Origin of the sequence: Clostridium sp. K04, assembly GCF_019734375.1 — a bacterium.
GTDB classification, from domain to species: domain Bacteria; phylum Bacillota; class Clostridia; order Clostridiales; family Clostridiaceae; genus Clostridium; species Clostridium saudiense.
The window spans coordinates 99,821-118,796 of record NZ_JAASHD010000002.1; the positions used below are offsets into that span (position 1 = coordinate 99,821).

Consider the following 18,976-nt stretch of genomic DNA (forward strand, 5'->3'; position numbering starts at 1 on the left):
TAACAGGCCCAACAGGAGTAGGAATTACAGGAGCAACTGGAGTAACAGGTCCAACAGGAAGAGGAATTACAGGAGCAACTGGAGTAACAGGTCCAACAGGAATAGGAGTAACAGGCCCAACAGGTCCAGGAGGAGAATGCTGTTGTAAAGATCCAACTAATTATGCAGTGGGACTAATAAGAGGACAAACAGGAATATCACTAGTGACTTATAATACAACAATAAACGGAAATGTAACATCAACAGGATATAGCGTAGATAGTGATTTAGTAGATGTAAAGGACAATACTGGTTCACAAGATGTATATACTATATCATTATGTAATGTTAAATATATCACTTATCCTAAAGCAATTACACCAACTACACTACCTACTTCTGATTGTTGTTGTAATGCAGATTTAGCAGCTGCATTAACAAAATATATAGGTAAAAAAATTGAAGTAGATGTAATTGATAATACAGCAGCTTCATATACAATAACTGTAGTTGCAGTGTCAAATGGTGTGCTTTTTGGAAGTAGTACAAATCAAATTGAGAAAAATAATAATATAGCAATCCCATTATGCTCAATATTTGCATTTACTCCAAGGTAGCTAAAATAAGCCTATAAAGATATAAAGTTTAAGCTCAATATTTTAATTAATATTGGGCTTTTATATTTCAAAAAACATTTAAAAATGGATTATATTACTATATAATTAAAATAGATATATATATTTAGGGGTGATTTTAATGTTTAAATTAAATTTAAATAGTGAAGATATCTTAATGAAGATTACTGTTGCAAAGTTTATCAATAATAAGGATGTCATTACAAATTTTCTAGGAAATTTACTAACTAGAGCTGGTGGAGATATTGCAGATAAAGTAAACATAATCTTAACTAATGATACACTTTACTTAGAATATATAGGACATGCAGCGATTGGATACGCTGAAGAAGTAAGAGATTTAGAGAAAATAGCATTAAAAGACCTAAAAGGATTTTCGGTAATATCAAATGAGAATGAAGAATTAATAAAAATAAAAACATTAAAGAAAGAGCTTATATTTATAAGAAATAATTCACACAATGATAATTTAGCATTAGCTATGTCTAAAGTAATAAAAGATTTTCAATAAAAATTAGAGTAATATCATTATCAATTGACAATAAAGAATAAAGATGTTATTATTTATTAGTCCTGATGAGGGAGTAGTTAGCATGAAAATGTGGTTAGGTCAACATAATGGCTGTTAAAAGCCTGGCTTAATCTTAAATAACGAGACTCATGGATGCTTTTTTTGAGCATCCATGAATCTCGTTATTTTTTTTTGTAAATAATAATAAAAAGAAGGAGAAGAGATATGAACATTATTACAATTATACTTACTGGTTTTGCATTAGCAATGGATGCCTTTGCAGTATCAGTAACAAAGGGAATGATGCTTAAAAATTTAACTAAAAAAATGGCTATAAAAATAGCATTGTTTTTTGGGGTATTCCAAGCAGCTATGCCTTTAATAGGATGGCTTTTAGGAATAAGCTTTCAAGGCTATATACAAGCAATAGATCATTGGATTGCTTTAATTTTACTTTCTATTTTAGGTGGAAAAATGATTTATGAGTTTTATGAAAATAGAAAAGAAGCAAAAGAAGAAAAAAATGAAGCTGCTAATGAAGCTAGTACAACTTTAGAGGAAGAAAGAGTAAGAGAAGAAGAATTATCAAATAAGGAATTAACAACATTAGCAATAGCAACAAGTATAGATGCTTTAGCTGTAGGGATAAGCTTTGCATTTTTAAATGTTAATATAGTTTCATCATCAACTATAATAGGCATTATAACATTTATTGTCTGTTTTATTGGTGTAATTGCAGGTAAAAAAATAGGCGGGTTATTTAAAGATTATGCAGAACTTGTAGGTGGTATCATTTTAATTCTTATAGGAATAAATATATTTAATGAACATACAGGAATTTTAACACATTTATTACAAAGCATTTTTAAATAAAAGTATATAAAAATTAAGTAAGAATAATAAATAAAATACGCACTAAAAATATAAAATATTAATTTATTATCAATTTTTTATTAATCAAATATAATGATATTTGAATACTATTTAATATGGGAGAGAATAGGTGAGTAATAAATATTTAAATTCAATGATATTTATTAACAAGAAAAAATTAAAGGTAATAAAAGAAGAAAATAATGAGATATATTTATCTAAAGTTATTAAATTTGATGATTTTAAGAAGATTATAGTTTCATGGAATGCAGTAACCCCATTAAATTCTTATATTGTTGTTCAAGCAAGAGTTTTTGTTCAGAATAAGAAAGATAAAAAGAAAAAATGGTCAGAATGGATGTCTTGGGGAAAATGGGGTACAAATATAAAAAGAGGTTCAGAAAGTAGTAAGTGTGATGAAGTAAGAATTGATGTTGATACTTTAAGCATAAATGAAGGATATAGCGGTAAAGCCATTGAACTAAAAATAATTAGTTATTATGATAATAAAGGCTTTGCAGCAGATATTAGGGAAGTAGCAATTACTTATTATAAAGAAAATAATAATGATTTAAAAAATAAAAAATATGAATTAATAAATAAATTGATAGAAACTCCGTGTATTTCACAAATGAAAAGAGATGAAAAAATAGCACATAAAATTTGTAGTCCAACAAGTTTAACTATGTTGTTAAATAGATTAGGAGAAAATTTAAAAGTTGAAGATGTGGCATATAGTTGTTTTGATTACAATTATAATGAATTTGGGAATTGGACTTATAATGTAGCTTATGCAGGAAGCCTTGGATATAAAGCATATGTTGAATATGGAGGAATAGATTCACTTATAAGGGAAATTAGCAATGGAAATCCAATTGAAGTTAGTGTAAAGTATACAAATGATATTAATAAGAAGGAGTATCCATATATTGAAAATGCACCATTAACTACAAATGGACACTTGATTGTTGTTTGTGGAATTGAAGTTAATAAAGATGGGAAATGGATTATAGTAAATGACCCAGCTGGGAAAGATGATAAAAGTGTTAGATTAAAATATAAGTTAGAAGAATTTATGAAAGCGTGGGAAAGATCAAATTATATAATGTATGTTATTCATAAGCAGAATTAAATTTTTATTTTAAATTAAAGCTATATTAAACTTAAAAAAGTTTAATGTGGCTTTTTTGTATTATATGTAATTATATCTTGAAAATTGTGAGTTAGTTGGATATAATAGTAAGAATGTAAGGCGAAAATGGTAGATAAATAGGAAAAATAAAAAAACGAGGAAAAAATGGAAAAAATATTTGAGGATGTAAGCGACTATATTGTTGTTATTAATGAGAGTAAAATAATTAAGTTTTGTAATAAAAAATTTGCGGAAAAACTAAAGTATAAAGCAGAAGAAGTAATAGATATGAATTTAGAAGAGGATTTACTGTATAATAGTAAATTGTTTTGGAATATTAAATATTCATATAAGCTTTTAAATGAGAATGATAATATATATAGTTTTAGAAGTAAAGAAAAATGTATTGAAAGTTTTATTGGAAAAGTATATAAAACGAAATGGAATAGTGAAGAAGCATATTTAATGAGATTTGATCCGAAAAAATACGATGATAAAGAGAAAAATGATAATATAATAAATAATTTAGAGAGAGATTTGAAATTAGCAGTTAATAAGTATGAGGGAGCGGAAGCAAAAATCTCTATGCTTTTAAACACAACCACTGATTTGCTTGGATTTTTAGATAAGCAAGGAAGAATAATTAGGGTTAGTCAGGAGTGGCAAAAGTGTTTAGGATGGACAGATGAGGATTTGAAAAATATAATGTGGCAAGATTTGTTTCATCCAGATGAAAAAAATAATGTTATAGCTATGGCTAGGGTTAGTAAAATAGATGGAAAGTTGTTTGAAGGTACAAATAGGTGTAGATGTAAGAATGGGGAGTATAAAATTATTTATTGGAAAGGAATATATATTAAAGAGTGGGAAATCTTTGTAGGTTCAGGAAGCGATATTACTGAAGAGAAAAAATATGAATCAGAAAGTAAAAAGTATGAAGAAGCCTTTCATATAGAATTAATAAAAAATGAATTTTTTACAAATATGTCTCATGAGTTTAAAACACCATTAAATATAACTTTTTCTGCACTACAGTTAATAGAGCATGGTATTAAAAACAATCAAATTATAAGTGCTGATGGTTTTAATTTAGATAAATATATAAATTCAATTAAACAAAATTCCTATAGACTATTGAGATTGGTAACTAATATTATAGATGCTAGTGAGTTTGATATGGGTTATTATAATTTAAATATGAAGAATTGTAATATAGTTTATTTAGTTGAAGATATGGTTACATCTGTAATTAGTTATGTTGAAGGAAAAAATATTGAAATAACTTTTGATACTGAAGTTGAAGAAGTTATGTTAGCTTGTGATCAGGAAAAAATAGAAAGAATAGTATTAAATTTAATTTCAAATGCAATTAAGTATACGAGTAAGGATAAAACTAAAGTTGGAAAGATAGATGTTAATTTATCGATTGATAATGGATATGTATTAATTTCTATTAAAGATAACGGAATTGGAATTTCACAAGAAGAAATAGGTATTATATTTAATAGATTTAAGAGAATTAATAATAAATTAAATAGAATGACTGAGGGAAGTGGAATTGGTTTAGCTCTTGTAAAGTCTTTAGTTGAAATGCACGAGGGCGAAATAAAAGTAAATAGTGAAATTGGACAAGGAACACAATTTACTTTTTCTATCCCAATTAGAACAGTTAATGATTGTTCAACTGAACATAAAAAAATGGTTAAAACAACTAAAATTGAAAGGTGCATTGTTGAATTTTCAGATATATATGAGTTTTAAGTAAATTTATAATTTTATAGAAGAAATGACAAAATGTAATTTTATAAATTGAAGATGTTTATGTGCAGAAATATGATTATAAAATCACAATTTTAATCTATATAATATTTTAAATTTATAAAAAAATAATGCTAAAATGACAAATTTAATCTTAATAATGAATTTTATGAGAAAAGTAGTAAAATATATGGAAAAATCATTGATTAAAATATATAATTTATTATGTCTAAATATATATTTTAATAGGTGGGGATGTGAAAAATAGAATGCAGAAGAAAAAGCTAAAAAAAATAATTGCTGTTTCGGGTGTTGTAGGAGCTATGTTAAGTGCTAAAACTATACCTGTAAATGCAACTACTGTTAATAATAGTGGGGTTGCCGTGGCATCTGTAAGTAAAGGACAAGTAGTTAATGTAACTTCAACTTTAAGAGTTAGATCAGCTGCTAATACAAATTCAACGGTACTTGGAACATTAAGAAATGGTGCTACATTTGACATTATTTCAAAAAGTGGTAGTTGGTATGAAATTAAATATAATGGTGGAAGTGGATTTGTTCATGGAGATTATGTTAAGGAAATTACAGAATCTTCAACAGTTTCATCAACTGGAAAGGTAGTTAATGTAACTTCAAATTTAAGAGTAAGAAGTGGAGCCTCAACGAGTGCATCAGTATTAGGATATATAACTAATAACACTTCAGTAAGTATAGTTGGAGTGGAAGGAAGCTGGTACAAGATTAAATATAATAGTGGTTATGGATATGTTCATAAAGACTATATATTAGTTGATGGAAGCTCAAATAATACTACAAATGGAAGTACAAATAATAATAGTACAAATAACGGTAATAATGCAAGTAACGAAAGCAATAATTCTTCTGAAAATGTAATTAATAAAACGGGATATGTGTATAATGTAAGTAGTGGTGGATTAAATGTAAGAAGTGCTGCATCAACAAGTTCTACTATTTTAGGTACTTTATATTCAGGAAATTCTGTTAATATTATAGGAGAAAGTGGAAGTTGGTATAAGATAACTTATAATTCATCAACAGCTTATGTTCATAAGGATTATATAACTGAAAATAAACCATCTTCTGGTAGTGATAATAATAGTACAAGCAATGGTTCAGTTTCAAATGGAAATTCTTCATCAAGTGAAGCTATGAATGAAACTGGAGTAGTAGTAAATGTTTCTTCAAATCTTAGAGTAAGAAAAGAAGCTTCATCAAATTCATTAGTTTTAGGATACCTTTTAAATAATCAAACTGTAACTATAACAGGAAAAGAAGGAAATTGGTATAAAATTAACTTTAATGGATCTACAGGTTACGTAAGTGCTGATTATGTTAAGATAACAACTGGAACTACAAATAATGGTGGAAATACAGGAAGTACTGGTAGTACAGAATCTGTATCTAGTTCATATGAAATAGTTTTAGAAGCTTTAAAATCACAAATAGGTTCACCTTATGCTTATGGTGCAGCTGGTGAGTTAGTTACTAGAGCTTCAATTGATAGTTTAAAAGGAAGATTTCCTAGTTACGCAGCACAAGGAAAATATGATGCATTAGAGCAGTATGTAGATAGTGGATTAAGAGCTTTTGATTGTTCTGGGCTTATGCAATGGGCATTTGCTAAGGCAAATATTAATATTGGAAGAAGCACTTATGATCAAATAAATGCTGGTGTTGAAGTATCTATAAATAATATACAACCAGGAGATTTATTATTCGATAGCAATCTTGGACATGTTGCTATGTATATAGGAAATGGACAATGGATTGAATCACCTAACACAGGTAAAACTGTTAGAATAACAGATGTACGTTGGGATTCAGCTAAAAGAGCTAGAAGAGTATTATAAAGTAAGAAATAGGACCATGAAATTAATAATATTTATTAATTTCATGGCTATTTTTATATTACTGTAATTTTATTTATCGTTAATTCTATCAATGTATTGCTTCATTAAGTTTGCTGATGAAACAAATTTTTCTTGCTCTTCTTTAGATAATTGAATGTTTAATACTTTTTCAATACCGTTTTTACCAAGGATAGTTGGAACACTTAAGTAAGCATCACTAACTCCATAGTAGTCATTTAAAAGTGTTGAAACAGTTAAAATACTTTTTTCGTCTCTGATAATAGCTTCAACAATTCTTGTTAATGCAATTGCAACTGAAAATGCTGTTGCACCTTTTCTCTTTATAACTTCATAAGCACAGTTTTTAACATCTTCTGCAATAACAGTTTCATTTCCTTCATCCCATGTTATTGAATTTTGTTCAGAGAAGCTTTTAACAGGAATACTTCCTACCATTAATGAAGACCAAGTTACAAATTCACTATCACCATGTTCTCCAAGAACATATCCTTCAACATTTCTTCCATCTATACCAAAATACTTACCTAATAAACTTCTAAGTCTTGCAGTATCTAAAACAGTTCCAGAACCTATAACTCTTTCTTTTGGGAATCCTGATAATTTATATGTCATATATGCAAGTATATCAACTGGGTTAGAAACAACTAGTAAAATTGAATTAGGGCTTAATTCAGCAAGTCTAGGAATGAAGCTTTTAAATATTGCGTAGTTTTTATCTACTAAGTCTAATCTTGTTTCACCAGGTTTTTGTGGTGAGCCAGCAGTAATTATAATTATATCCGAATTTTTTGTATCTTCTAAAGTTCCTAAAGTAACATTACATGGACGGCATAATGAGCTTCCATGCATTAAGTCCATAACTTCACCTAATGCTTTTTCTTGATTTATATCATTTATTACTATTTCTCTTGCAATTCCTCTTTGTAGCAATGCAAATGCAGTAGTTGCACCAATAGCACCTGCTCCAATTATTGATATTTTACTCATAATTTCACCTCATTTAATTTTTACATATAGTATTTGTATTATTAATAAATATATTATAGAAATAAAAAATAATTATTATTTGTTAATAATTATATTATAGTTATATTGTTAAAAAATTGCAATATATTTACCTTATTTATGTATAAAAGGATGAAAAATAAAGAAAATTAAAGAAAAGATAAATATATTGTAAAATAAATATTGATATAGTGAAATTAATCCAGAATATAGCATATTTATATTTAAAAATTATAATGCTTATACTAGCATCAATATAAGTTAAATAAAACCATAACTGATACTATAAAAACAAAAGGTGTAATTATAATGAATTTGATTTTTTATTATAATTTGCACCTTTTTATTTTTTATAAAATTGATATAATCAGTAATAAGGACAGCATATGCTTTTATATATTTAAATAAATAATATGTAATGTGACAATAAGGAGGCGATTTTGTGAATTATTATAAAGTATTAGGTGTTGAAGAAAATGCCTCAAAAGAAGAAATTAAAAGAGCTTATGAAAAACAAGTTGCTTATTTTAAAAGTGAAGTTAAGGATGAAAAAAGATTAAATAAATTTATAGAATTATTTGATGAGGCATTAGCTGCGTTAAATGTAGAGAAAAAAGAAATAATTCAGCCAATAGAAGAAAATGAAGGTGTATTTGATGAAGAAGTAAGTAAGTTATTTAAATCAGTAGAAGAGAAGGAAAAATCAAGAAATGTTAACGATGAAGATAAAATTATAGGGGATTGCCCTAAGGATAGCTTTGAAGAGTATTCGAAGGTAAAATGTAAAGAAATTTTAGGTGAAGACTTTAGTGAAAATAGCAATATTGAAACTAGTAATATAGCATCAGATGAAAAAAATATTGTTAATTTAAATGATGGAATGAAACTTTATATAAAAGAAGATAAAGTTGAAAATGGAATAGGTAATACTATAGTAGAAGATGCGAATAAAAGTATAAATGAAGATAAAGGTATAAATGAAGATAAAGATATAAATAAAGATAAAGCTATAAATAAAGATAAAGCTATAAATGATAGTATATATATAAAGGAACCTCAAAATATAAATGAAAGCTATGCAGCTACTATAATAATGAGTAGAGAAGAAATAGAAAGGGAAGTACTTAAAGAAAGTGCTAAAAAAAGCGAAGTACCTATATATAAATCTAAAGTTGAATTTGAAAGTGTAAATGAGTTTTTTAATAATGACTATGAGGATGAATTTGATAGTGAAGATGAATATGAAAATGACTTTATAGGAAAAGTTATTAAAAACAAGAAAAATAAAAAGAAAAGTAATATAAAAAATAAAAAAGAAAATATTAAGAAAAAAAATAATGATTCTGAAAGAAATAAAGGTTACAATAATACTAAGAAAAGTAATACAAGTAACGGTAAAAATGATGGCTTTAGTAAAAATAATAGACAAGGTGAAAATTATCAAAATGAAAGTGCAGTACAGTCTGACAAAATAGGAAGACAAGCTGTAAAGGATGGAGTTAATAAAAGAATTAATAAAGTTGCAAATAAACAAAAGTCAGTAGGGGTTACTAGTATAGTATTAATACCTTTAAAAATTTTAGCACTTCCTATTATAGCTGTTTTAACATTATTAGGTATAATTTGTAAGGTGTTAAGTGTATCATCTTGGATAGTATCAAAGATTATAATTATTGGAGCAATTGCAATTAGTGCTATTCATGGTTATAGAATTTATACAGGTCAAATACCTAGGGAATATAATATATTTGTAATTTGTGCTATTGGATTTATAATTTCTATATTTTTACCAAGTGTACTTAAGTTAATTTCAAGTTCAGTGGACACAAGTAATAAAGCTTTAAAAGGCTTTGTTTTTGGGTAAGAGAAAAATAGGCTAAAATAGCCTATAAAACGGAGAATTGAAATCCATCACGAGAGGAGAATGAAAAATTGGGAAAAGCTATTGATGAAAAACATTTAGATATACAAGAAATAGAAAAGTTAAAAATAAACTTGGCTTTAGCCAATACTGAAATAAAAAAATTAAAAAAAGATATAGAGATATTAAAAAAAGCTGTCAATATTGACGTTAAAAATATAAATATTAATCCAAATGAAGAGATTGATGAAAGTAGTATTGGCTTAGATAATATTAATGAGATAGATATAAGATTTATTGATGACACAAAAGTAAAAGAAGAATATACAATAAGTGGACAAGAGTCATTAAGTGAAGATTTTTCTAAAGAGAAAAAAGAAGATACAAAAGATGAAGAAAAGAATAAATCAATTTTAGAGTTTGTTGTTGAAGAGGAGTCTATAGATGATCTTGAAAAAGATGAAATTTGTATAGAAATTAAAGAGCAAGAAGAAGAGGTTGTTGATTTAGAACTTCAAGAAACTAAAGAAAAAGCAAACGGAATATCAATGGAAGAAATTGATGAAGAAGTTCAATTAGGGTTAGAAAAAATTTCAGAAGAAATTGAATTAGGGTTTAAAAATATAGCTGATGAAATTATTGTTGAAGAGGAAATAGCTTTAGCAGTAGAGGAATTAAAAGAAGAGGAAATTAAAGAACAAGAAATAATTACGGAAGATGAAATTTTAACAAGTTCAGAAGAAGTAATTACAGAAACTAGCAAAGGTCAAAAAGAAGATACAATAAGTAATGTAGAGCATATAATTGAAAGTATAGAAAATAAAATAACAAAAGAGGATGATATTGAAAATAAAGGTCTATTCATTAAAATAAAGAAAGCCTTTATAGAAAATAATAATTATGAATGTATAATAACATTAAATAAAATAATTGATGAGATAAGTGAAATAGAGAAAGAATTAGTTAATGAAGATAAAATTGTGTTGTTATACTTAAGCTATTTTTATGATAAATTAAATGATTTACTTGAAAAGAGTGAAATAATAAATGAATTTTACATATCAGAAAATGAGGAAAGTAAATTATTAAAAATGATAATTGATGAAAAAGAATTTGACTTAAATCAAGAAGTAGATTTAAGTGTGAATAATATTTTAAAGAGCAATAAAAAGATATTTAATTCTTTAGAAACAATTATTAAAGTTAATATTATAGAAAAAATAAATAATATTATTTATAAAAACTTTGATGAAGTATTTTCTATTAATGATATTGCTTATGGTGTAGATACACTAAATATTAAAGCTTGGGTAAAGAAAAAAGACGAGGTTAAGTGGAAACTTGTTGAGGGGTTATACTCTAGTGATAATAACAAACTATATATGCTAGAAAGTGCTATTTCTATATTAAAGTTAAATTATGATAATACTTCAAAGCCTACTATTGAAGAAGATAGTAACATCTTGAAGAAGGAAGTAGCTAAGAAAAATATAAATAGTCAGGTAAATTACATTGAAAGTAATAAAATGCAAATAAAAAACGAAGATATAAATAGTACTTTAAAAATAGAAAGAGATGAAATTATTAAGGCAAAGCCTGCAATAAAAAGTAAAGATATAGATAATAATGATAGTAAGCATGGATGGGGCAAATTAAAAAATATGATTTTTAGAAAAAATAAAAAAGAGAATAAAAAGTAATTAAAAATGAGCATATCTGTAAAAAGATATGCTCATTTTGTTTATAGTTATTTAACAAAAATATAATATGAAGAATAATTGCAAAGTAGTATACGATACTATATAATATAAATATATAAACTGTAATAAAAGGGGTGGAGGAATATATATATTAAAGGTTTTTAAGAGAATATTAAGATTGTTGTAACAAAATTGACAAATTAATATAGTATAATGTTTACATAAGGAGTGATTAGTTATGGAAAATAATATAGCATTTGTAGATTCTTATCATGAAAGAAATTATATAGAGTTAGTTAAAAATTTTATGGGAAAATTAAATAAAGATTTATATATAGTATTAAAATTATTAAGTATTGATGAAGTTTATAGTGTTGCCAAAGAATATATTTGTGGCACTACTATTAAATTTAAGGAATTATTAAATGACACAAGAATTATAAATACTTCAAGATTTATAGTTGAATTAGCATATAGTTTTTATACTAGAAACTTTTCAGTCAACGAGCTTTCAAGTACACGAAAACTAGATATGGACACAAGAAATTTTATAATAAATATTTTAAATTACTATGAAAAAAAAGAAAAAGAAGTAAATACATGTGCTTAAATTAAGCGAAAATATTTTTATCAAAATTAATTGAAATATTTTATTAAAAATGTTAAAATTAGTAAAAGATTAAACCGTTGAAGTGGAGATAAAAATAGATCGTGCACTAACAGAGAGTTTGGAAAGATGAGAGCCAAGCAGAACGCAGCCTATTAAATGGACCACTGAGGGCATAGTGAAAAGAGTTTTACTCCTAGTATTCTATGACGTTTGACATACGTTAGTTGTCTAGGATATGTTAGTATCTGATAAAGTGTACGATTATTTCGTGAATCAAGGTGGCACCGCGGGTGTAGTATATTCTACCCGTCCTTGACAGTAAATTATACTGTCTTGGGCGGGATTTTTTACGTTCTTTAATAGTAAGTATACTATTATAAATTTTTAAATTATTAATAGTACATTAGGAGGGAAAAGATGATTTATCCAAGTTTAAAAGAAGTAAAAAAAATTACTACGAATCAAGATTATAAAGTTGTACCAATAAGTATGGAGTTATATTCGGATATAAAAACTCCTATTGAAACCTTAAAAATTTTAAAGGGAATCAGTATTAATGTTTTTATTTTAGAAAGTGTTGATAGTACTAATAAAATGGGAAGATACACCTTTTTAGGATATGACCCAAAGCTTGAACTTACTTGCTACAATCATAAACTAAAAATTACTACAGGGACCACTATTGAAGAAGAAGTAAAGCATCCAAATGAATATATAAGAAAAATATTAAAAGAAAATAAAAGTCCAAGGATTTCGGGAATGCCTACATTTACTGGAGGACTTGTAGGATATTTTTCTTATGATTATATAAAATATGGAGAGCAGAGCTTAAATTTAAATGCTAATGATGAAGAAAAGTTTAATGATGTAGATTTAATGCTTTTTGATAAAGTAATAGCATTTGATAATTATAGGCAAAAAATAATCTTAATTGTAAATATTAAGGTTGAAAATTTAGAAGTTAATTATAGAAAAGCAGAAATTGAATTAAAGGCAATGGCAGATTTGATTATTAATGGTAAAAAAGCTGAAGAAAGACCATTAAAGATAAAGTCAGATTATAGGAGTTATTTTTCTAAAGAGCAATATTGCAATATGGTAGTAAAGGCCAAGGAATATATAAAAGAGGGTGATATTTTTCAAGTAGTATTATCAAATAAAATTGAAGCTGAAATAGAGGGAAGTATTTTAGATGCTTATAGAGTTTTAAGAAGTACTAATCCATCACCTTATATGTTTTATTTTTATAGTAATGATATTGAGATATCAGGAGCTTCACCAGAAACTTTAGTAAAACTTGAAAATAATAAGTTATATACTTTCCCACTAGCTGGAACTAGAAAAAGGGGAAAAGATGAAGAGGAAGATTTGGAGTTAGAAAAAGAACTTTTAGCTGATGAAAAGGAATTAGCAGAACATAATATGCTTGTTGACTTAGGTAGGAATGATATAGGTAAAATAAGTGAAATTAATTCAGTAAAAGTTGATAAATATATGAGTATAGAAAAGTTTTCTCATGTAATGCATATAGGTTCTACAGTATCTGGGACATTAAGATCAGATAAGGATGCATTAGATGCAATAGATTCAATATTACCAGCAGGTACATTATCAGGAGCACCAAAACTTAGGGCTTGTGAAATAATAAATGAGTTAGAAGGAAATAAAAGAGGAATATATGGTGGAGCTATTGGATATATAGATTTTACGGGAAACTTAGATATGTGTATTTCAATAAGACTTGCATTTGCAAAGAATGGAAAGGTGTTTGTAAGATCAGGAGCTGGTATTGTTGCAGATAGTGTTCCAGAAAATGAATATGAGGAATGTATAAATAAATCTAAGGCTGTTATTAATGCATTAAATATTGCAAAGGGTGGGATTAGATAATGATACTTTTAATAGATAATTATGATAGTTTTTCTTATAACCTTTATCAGCTTATTGGAACTATTGATTCTAATATTACTGTAATAAGAAATGATGAAAAGAGTATTAAGGAAATTGAAGCAATGAATCCAGAAATAATAATTATTTCACCAGGACCAGGAAAACCTAAGAATGCAGGAATTTGTATTGATGTAGTTAAGTATTTTAAAGGGAAGATACCTATATTTGGGGTATGTTTAGGTCATCAAGCAATATGTGAGGCTTATGGAGCAACAGTTACTTATGCTAAGAACTTAATGCATGGTAAGACAAGCATAGTTAATGTGAATAATGATAGCAAGTTGTTTAGAGGGCTTAATGAAAAAATAAAGGTTGGAAGATATCACTCTTTAGCTGTAGATAAAAATACTTTACCATTAGAGTTATCAGTAATAGCAATGACTGATGATAATGAAGTAATGGCAGTTGAAGATAAGAAAAATAAAGTATATGGTGTTCAGTTTCATCCTGAATCAATATTAACTAAGGATGGATTGAAAATAATAAATAATTTATTAAGTTAAAAATAATTTATTGTACTTTGCCTTAAGGGAATATTCATAAATTTAACTAGAGATGTTCGCAAATTAAAAGAGAAAGATTCGTAAATGAAAAGTTCTTTAAAGGCAAAATAAAAGAGGGGGCAATTTAAATGATTAAAGAAGCAATTATTAAACTAAGCAATAAGCAAGATATTGGTTATAACATGGCCAAGGAAGTTATGAATGAAATTATGAGCGGGAAAGCAAGTGATATTCAAAAAAGTGCATATTTAACTGCATTAAGTATGAAAGGTGAAACTATTGGAGAAATCACTGCTTCAGCAGAAGAAATGAGAAATCACTGTATAAAGCTTTTACATGATAAGGATGTACTAGAAATAGTGGGAACTGGGGGAGATGGATCTAATTCATTTAATATTTCAACTACATCATCAATTGTAATTGCAGCTGGAGGGGTACCGGTTGCTAAGCATGGAAATAGAGCTGCAAGTAGCAAGTGTGGGGCTGCGGATGTATTAGAAGCCTTAGGAGTAAATATAACTATTTCGCCAGAAAAAAGTACTGAGTTATTAAATAAAATAGGTATTTGTTTTTTATTTGCACAAAATTATCATATTGCAATGAAGTATGTAGCACCAGTAAGAAAAGAGCTTGGAATAAGAACTGTATTTAATGTGTTAGGGCCACTGAGTAATCCTGCAGGAGCAAATATTGAGCTAATGGGTGTTTATGATGAAGAATTAGTAGAACCTTTAGCTAGAGTCTTAGATAATTTAGGCGTAAAAAGAGCATTAGTAGTTTATGGGGAAGATAAATTAGATGAAATATCTATGAGTGCAGCTACTAAAGTTTGTGAAATTAAGAATGGAAAATTTTATTCTTATAAAATACGTCCCGAGGACTTTGGATTTGAAAGATGTAATAAAGAAGAATTAGTTGGAGGCAGTCCTAATGAAAATGCAGAAATTACTCTTTCTATTTTAAATGGAGTAAAGGGTGCTAAAAGAAATGCTGTTGTTTTAAATGCTGGAGCAGCTTTATATTTAGGTGGAAAAGCTGATTCAATAAAAGATGGTGTTAGATTAGCAGAAGATATTATTGATAGTGGAAAGGCTAAAAAGAAATTAGAAGATTTCATTAAGTTTTCTAATGAGTAGGTGATTAAATGATTTTAGATGAAATAGTTAAAAAGACAAAGGTTAGATTAGAAAAGAAGAAAAAGGAAAAGCCTTTTGATTTAGTAAAAAAGGAAGCACTATCAATAGTTGAACAGCAATTTTACTTTGAAAAAGTATTAAAAAGTAAAGAAATATCATTTATTTGTGAAGTTAAAAAAGCATCACCATCAAAGGGAATAATAGCAGAAGAATTTCCTTATTTACAAATAGCAAAGGATTATGAAAAAAGCGGAGCAAATGCAATATCAGTATTAACAGAGCCATATTTCTTTAAAGGGGAAGATAAGTTCTTGAAAGAAATAGCCAGTGAAGTAAAAATTCCTGTATTAAGAAAAGATTTTGTAATAGATGAATATATGATATATGAAGCTAAAATCTTAGGAGCAAGTGCAGTATTACTTATTTGTTCAATATTAAATGAAGATACTTTAAAAAAGTATATAAAAATAGCAGATAGCTTAGGATTATCAGCATTAGTGGAGGCTCATGATGAAGATGAAATTAAAATGGCTTTAAGAGCTAGAGCAAGAATTATAGGAGTAAATAATAGAAATCTTAAGGATTTTACTGTTAATATAAATAATTCTATAAATTTAAGAAAGCTAGTAGCAGAAGATATTATTTTTATAGCTGAAAGTGGAATAAAAACTTCGGAGGATATAGAAATTTTGAGAAAAGCAAATGTAAATGCAGTATTAATAGGTGAAACTCTTATGAGAAGTAAGGATAAAAAGAAAGCCTTAGAGTATTTAAGAGGATACAAATATGAGTAAAGTAAAAATAAAATTTTGTGGGTTATTTAGAGAAAAAGATATTGAATATGTAAATGAGTTAAATCCAGATTATATAGGCTTTGTATTTGCTAAAAGCAAAAGAAAAGTGAGTATAAAACAAGCAATAAAATTAAAAAGTAAGTTGAATACTAATATTAAGGCTGTTGGAGTTTTTGTTAATGAAGATATTGAAAAAGTATTAGAGATAATAGATAAAAATATTATTGATATAGTTCAACTTCATGGAAATGAAAGTGAGGAGTATATAAAAACTATAAAAGAAAGGAGTACAAAAGAAGTTATAAAAGCAATAAAGGTAAACTGCTTTGAAGATATTGAAGTATGGAAGGATTCTTGTGCAGATTATTTATTGTTAGATAATGGACAAGGGACAGGAAAGACATTTAATTGGAATAATATAAAAAATCTTAATAGACCATTTTTCCTTGCTGGTGGATTAAATTTAGAAAATATAAATGAAGCTATTTTAAAGGTAAAACCAATGGCTATAGATATTAGCAGTGGCATTGAAACTAATGGAGTTAAGGATTTTGAAAAAATGAAGGAAGTAATAAAGATTGTAGGAAGGTAGGTAATTTTATGAGTAAAGGGAGATTTGGAATTTACGGAGGACAGTATATAGCAGAAACATTAATGAATGAACTTATTAATCTTGAAGAAAAATATGAATTTTATAAAAAGGATAAAGAATTTAATGAGGAATTAAATAAATTACTTAATGAATATGCTGGGCGACCATCATTATTGTATTATGCAGAAAAAATGAGTAAAGATCTTGGAGGAGCAAAGATTTATTTAAAAAGGGAGGATTTAAATCATACAGGCTCTCACAAAATAAATAATGTTCTTGGACAAGCTTTGCTAGCTAAAAAATTAGGTAAAACAAGAATAATTGCAGAAACAGGAGCAGGGCAACATGGTGTAGCAACAGCTACTGCAGCAGCTCTTTTAGGGTTAAAGTGTGAAATATTCATGGGGAATGAAGATACAGATAGACAAGCCTTAAATGTGTATAGAATGAAGCTTTTAGGGGCAAAGGTTCATTCTGTAACTAGTGGAACAATGACTTTAAAGGATGCTGTTAATGAAACTATGAGGGAATGGGTAAGTAGAATTTCTGATACTCATTATGTTTTAGGATCAGTAATGGGACCGCATCCATTTCCTACAATAGTAAGGGATTTTCAAAGTGTTATAAGTAAAGAAGCAAGGGAACAAATATTAAAGGCAGAAGGAAAGCTACCTAGTGCAGTTATTGCTTGTGTTGGTGGTGGAAGTAATGCAATTGGAGCCTTTTATAACTTTATAGAAGATAAAGATGTACAGCTTATTGGATGTGAAGCTGCAGGAAAAGGTGTAGATACAGCATTAAATGCAGCAACGATGGCTAATGGAACAGTAGGTATATTTCATGGAATGAAGTCTTATTTTTGTCAAGATGAATTTGGGCAAATTGCTCCAGTTTACTCAATATCCGCAGGTTTAGATTATCCGGGGATTGGACCTGAACATGCATATTTAAATGATATAAAAAGAGCTAAGTATGTACCTATAACTGATGATGAAGCAGTTGAAGCCTTTGAGTATTTAGCAAGAACAGAAGGGATTATTTGTGCAATAGAAAGTGCACATGCTGTAGCTTATGCTATGAAAATAGCAAAGAATTTTAGCTCTGATGAAAATATTATTATTAATCTTTCAGGAAGAGGAGATAAAGATGTTGCAGCAATAGCTAGATATAAGGGGGAAGAAATTTATGAGTAAAATATATAAAGCATTTGAAAGTAAAAAGGCATTTATAGGATTTTTAACTGCAGGTGATCCAGGAGCAGATAAGACTGTAGAATATATTTTAGAAATGGAAAGAGCAGGGGCTGATTTAATTGAAATAGGAATACCTTTTTCAGATCCAACAGCTGAAGGTATAGTAATTCAAGAAGCTAATATTAGAGCATTAAAAGGTGGAATGACAACTAGTGGAGTTTTTGAAATTGTAAAAAAGGTAAGAGAAAAAAGTAATATTCCATTAGTATTTTTAACTTATATTAATCCGGTTTATAAGTATGGGTATGAAAAATTCTTTGAAGAATGTAAAGAAGTTGGAATTGATGGAATTATTATTCCAGATGTACCTTATGAAGAAAAACATGAAATTGAAGATATAGCAAATAAATTTGATGTTGATATTATTTCTTTAATTGCACCTACTTCAGAAAATAGAATAAAAAAAATAGCAAGTGAGGCTAAAGGATTTATTTATGTAGTTTCTTCTATGGGGGTTACGGGTGTTAGGAATGAAATAAAAACAGATATATCAAGTATAGTAAAATCAATTAAGGAAGTTACTGATATTCCTTGTGCTATAGGTTTTGGAATTAATAATTCAAAACAAGCAAGGCAAATGGCAGAAGTAGCAGATGGAGTTATTGTTGGAAGTGCAATTGTTAAGATAATTGCAAAATATGGGGACAATGCGCATGATGAATTATTTAATTATGTGAAAGAAATGAAAGATGCAATAAAATAGGAGTTCAACATGTATAAAATTTGGTTATTAAGAAGTGCTGTTGCATAACTAAGAAAGTTATAATCCATGTTTAATATAGATAAAATTGT

Annotated in this window: 16 protein-coding genes and 1 pseudogene; 16 read left to right on the forward strand and 1 reads right to left on the reverse strand. The window is 27.4% G+C overall.

From position 1 onward, the window contains the following. From HCG70_RS01545 to HCG70_RS01570, 6 genes and pseudogenes are all read left to right on the forward strand, one after another. A pseudogene (locus HCG70_RS01545) lies at nucleotides 1–596 on the forward strand (hypothetical protein); the annotation flags it as partial. A 139-nt stretch (nucleotides 597–735) separates the two neighbouring features. After that, nucleotides 736–1,125, forward strand: a complete 390-nt coding sequence (locus tag HCG70_RS01550) for a hypothetical protein (RefSeq protein ID WP_055278002.1) — start codon at nucleotides 736–738, stop codon at nucleotides 1,123–1,125. Between the two features lie 225 nt (nucleotides 1,126–1,350). Beyond that, complete coding sequence (locus HCG70_RS01555) at nucleotides 1,351–1,998, forward strand: manganese efflux pump MntP family protein (protein ID WP_055278003.1); 648 nt, start codon at nucleotides 1,351–1,353, stop codon at nucleotides 1,996–1,998. 130 nt (nucleotides 1,999–2,128) lie between these two features. Further along, entirely contained in the window at nucleotides 2,129–3,130 is a 1,002-nt protein-coding gene (locus tag HCG70_RS01560; RefSeq protein ID WP_154820743.1) for a C39 family peptidase, read from the forward strand. 165 nt (nucleotides 3,131–3,295) lie between these two features. Continuing rightward, complete coding sequence (locus HCG70_RS01565; protein WP_221697410.1) at nucleotides 3,296–4,891, forward strand: PAS domain-containing sensor histidine kinase; 1,596 nt, start codon at nucleotides 3,296–3,298, stop codon at nucleotides 4,889–4,891. Nucleotides 4,892–5,145: 254 nt separating this feature from the next. Continuing rightward, nucleotides 5,146–6,759, forward strand: coding sequence for an SH3 domain-containing protein (locus HCG70_RS01570; RefSeq protein WP_221697411.1), 1,614 nt, complete (start codon nucleotides 5,146–5,148; stop codon nucleotides 6,757–6,759). Between the two features lie 69 nt (nucleotides 6,760–6,828). On the opposite strand, the gene HCG70_RS01575 is transcribed toward HCG70_RS01570, so the two are convergent. Continuing rightward, on the reverse strand, nucleotides 6,829–7,767 hold the full coding sequence (locus HCG70_RS01575) for an L-lactate dehydrogenase (RefSeq protein WP_042395429.1): 939 nt from the start codon (nucleotides 7,765–7,767) through the stop codon (nucleotides 6,829–6,831). A gap of 460 nt (nucleotides 7,768–8,227) precedes the next feature. Here HCG70_RS01575 and HCG70_RS01580 point away from each other — a divergent pair, with 460 nt between their 5' ends. The 10 genes from HCG70_RS01580 to trpA all read left to right on the forward strand — a co-directional run bounded on the left by HCG70_RS01580 (nucleotide 8,228) and on the right by trpA (nucleotide 18,887). Beyond that, nucleotides 8,228–9,649 carry a J domain-containing protein gene (locus HCG70_RS01580; protein WP_221697412.1) on the forward strand — a complete coding sequence of 474 codons (1,422 nt, stop codon included), beginning with the start codon at nucleotides 8,228–8,230 and terminating at the stop codon, nucleotides 9,647–9,649. A 68-nt stretch (nucleotides 9,650–9,717) separates the two neighbouring features. Then, the gene (locus tag HCG70_RS01585) at nucleotides 9,718–11,346 is read left to right on the forward strand and encodes a hypothetical protein (RefSeq protein WP_221697413.1); all 1,629 of its coding nucleotides are present in this window, start codon (nucleotides 9,718–9,720) and stop codon (nucleotides 11,344–11,346) included. 238 nt (nucleotides 11,347–11,584) lie between these two features. Beyond that, a complete protein-coding gene (locus tag HCG70_RS01590; protein WP_042395437.1) occupies nucleotides 11,585–11,956 on the forward strand; it encodes a hypothetical protein in 372 nt (123 codons plus the stop codon). A gap of 417 nt (nucleotides 11,957–12,373) precedes the next feature. Continuing rightward, nucleotides 12,374–13,846, forward strand: coding sequence for an anthranilate synthase component I (gene trpE, locus HCG70_RS01595; RefSeq protein WP_221697414.1), 1,473 nt, complete (start codon nucleotides 12,374–12,376; stop codon nucleotides 13,844–13,846). Beyond that, entirely contained in the window at nucleotides 13,846–14,409 is a 564-nt protein-coding gene (locus HCG70_RS01600; protein WP_055276593.1) for an aminodeoxychorismate/anthranilate synthase component II, read from the forward strand. The genes trpE and HCG70_RS01600 overlap by 1 nt, the downstream gene beginning before the upstream one ends. A 128-nt stretch (nucleotides 14,410–14,537) precedes the next feature. Then, on the forward strand, nucleotides 14,538–15,545 hold the full coding sequence (trpD, locus tag HCG70_RS01605) for an anthranilate phosphoribosyltransferase (protein WP_042395446.1): 1,008 nt from the start codon (nucleotides 14,538–14,540) through the stop codon (nucleotides 15,543–15,545). A gap of 8 nt (nucleotides 15,546–15,553) precedes the next feature. Next, complete coding sequence (gene trpC, locus HCG70_RS01610; protein WP_221697415.1) at nucleotides 15,554–16,339, forward strand: indole-3-glycerol phosphate synthase TrpC; 786 nt, start codon at nucleotides 15,554–15,556, stop codon at nucleotides 16,337–16,339. Then, the gene (locus HCG70_RS01615; protein WP_221697416.1) at nucleotides 16,332–16,931 is read left to right on the forward strand and encodes a phosphoribosylanthranilate isomerase; all 600 of its coding nucleotides are present in this window, start codon (nucleotides 16,332–16,334) and stop codon (nucleotides 16,929–16,931) included. Before trpC ends, HCG70_RS01615 begins: the two co-directional genes overlap by 8 nt. 8 nt (nucleotides 16,932–16,939) lie before the next feature. Then, the gene (gene trpB, locus HCG70_RS01620; RefSeq protein WP_221697417.1) at nucleotides 16,940–18,124 is read left to right on the forward strand and encodes a tryptophan synthase subunit beta; all 1,185 of its coding nucleotides are present in this window, start codon (nucleotides 16,940–16,942) and stop codon (nucleotides 18,122–18,124) included. Then, the gene (gene trpA, locus HCG70_RS01625; protein WP_042395456.1) at nucleotides 18,117–18,887 is read left to right on the forward strand and encodes a tryptophan synthase subunit alpha; all 771 of its coding nucleotides are present in this window, start codon (nucleotides 18,117–18,119) and stop codon (nucleotides 18,885–18,887) included. Before trpB ends, trpA begins: the two co-directional genes overlap by 8 nt. Nucleotides 18,888–18,976 lie beyond the last annotated feature (89 nt).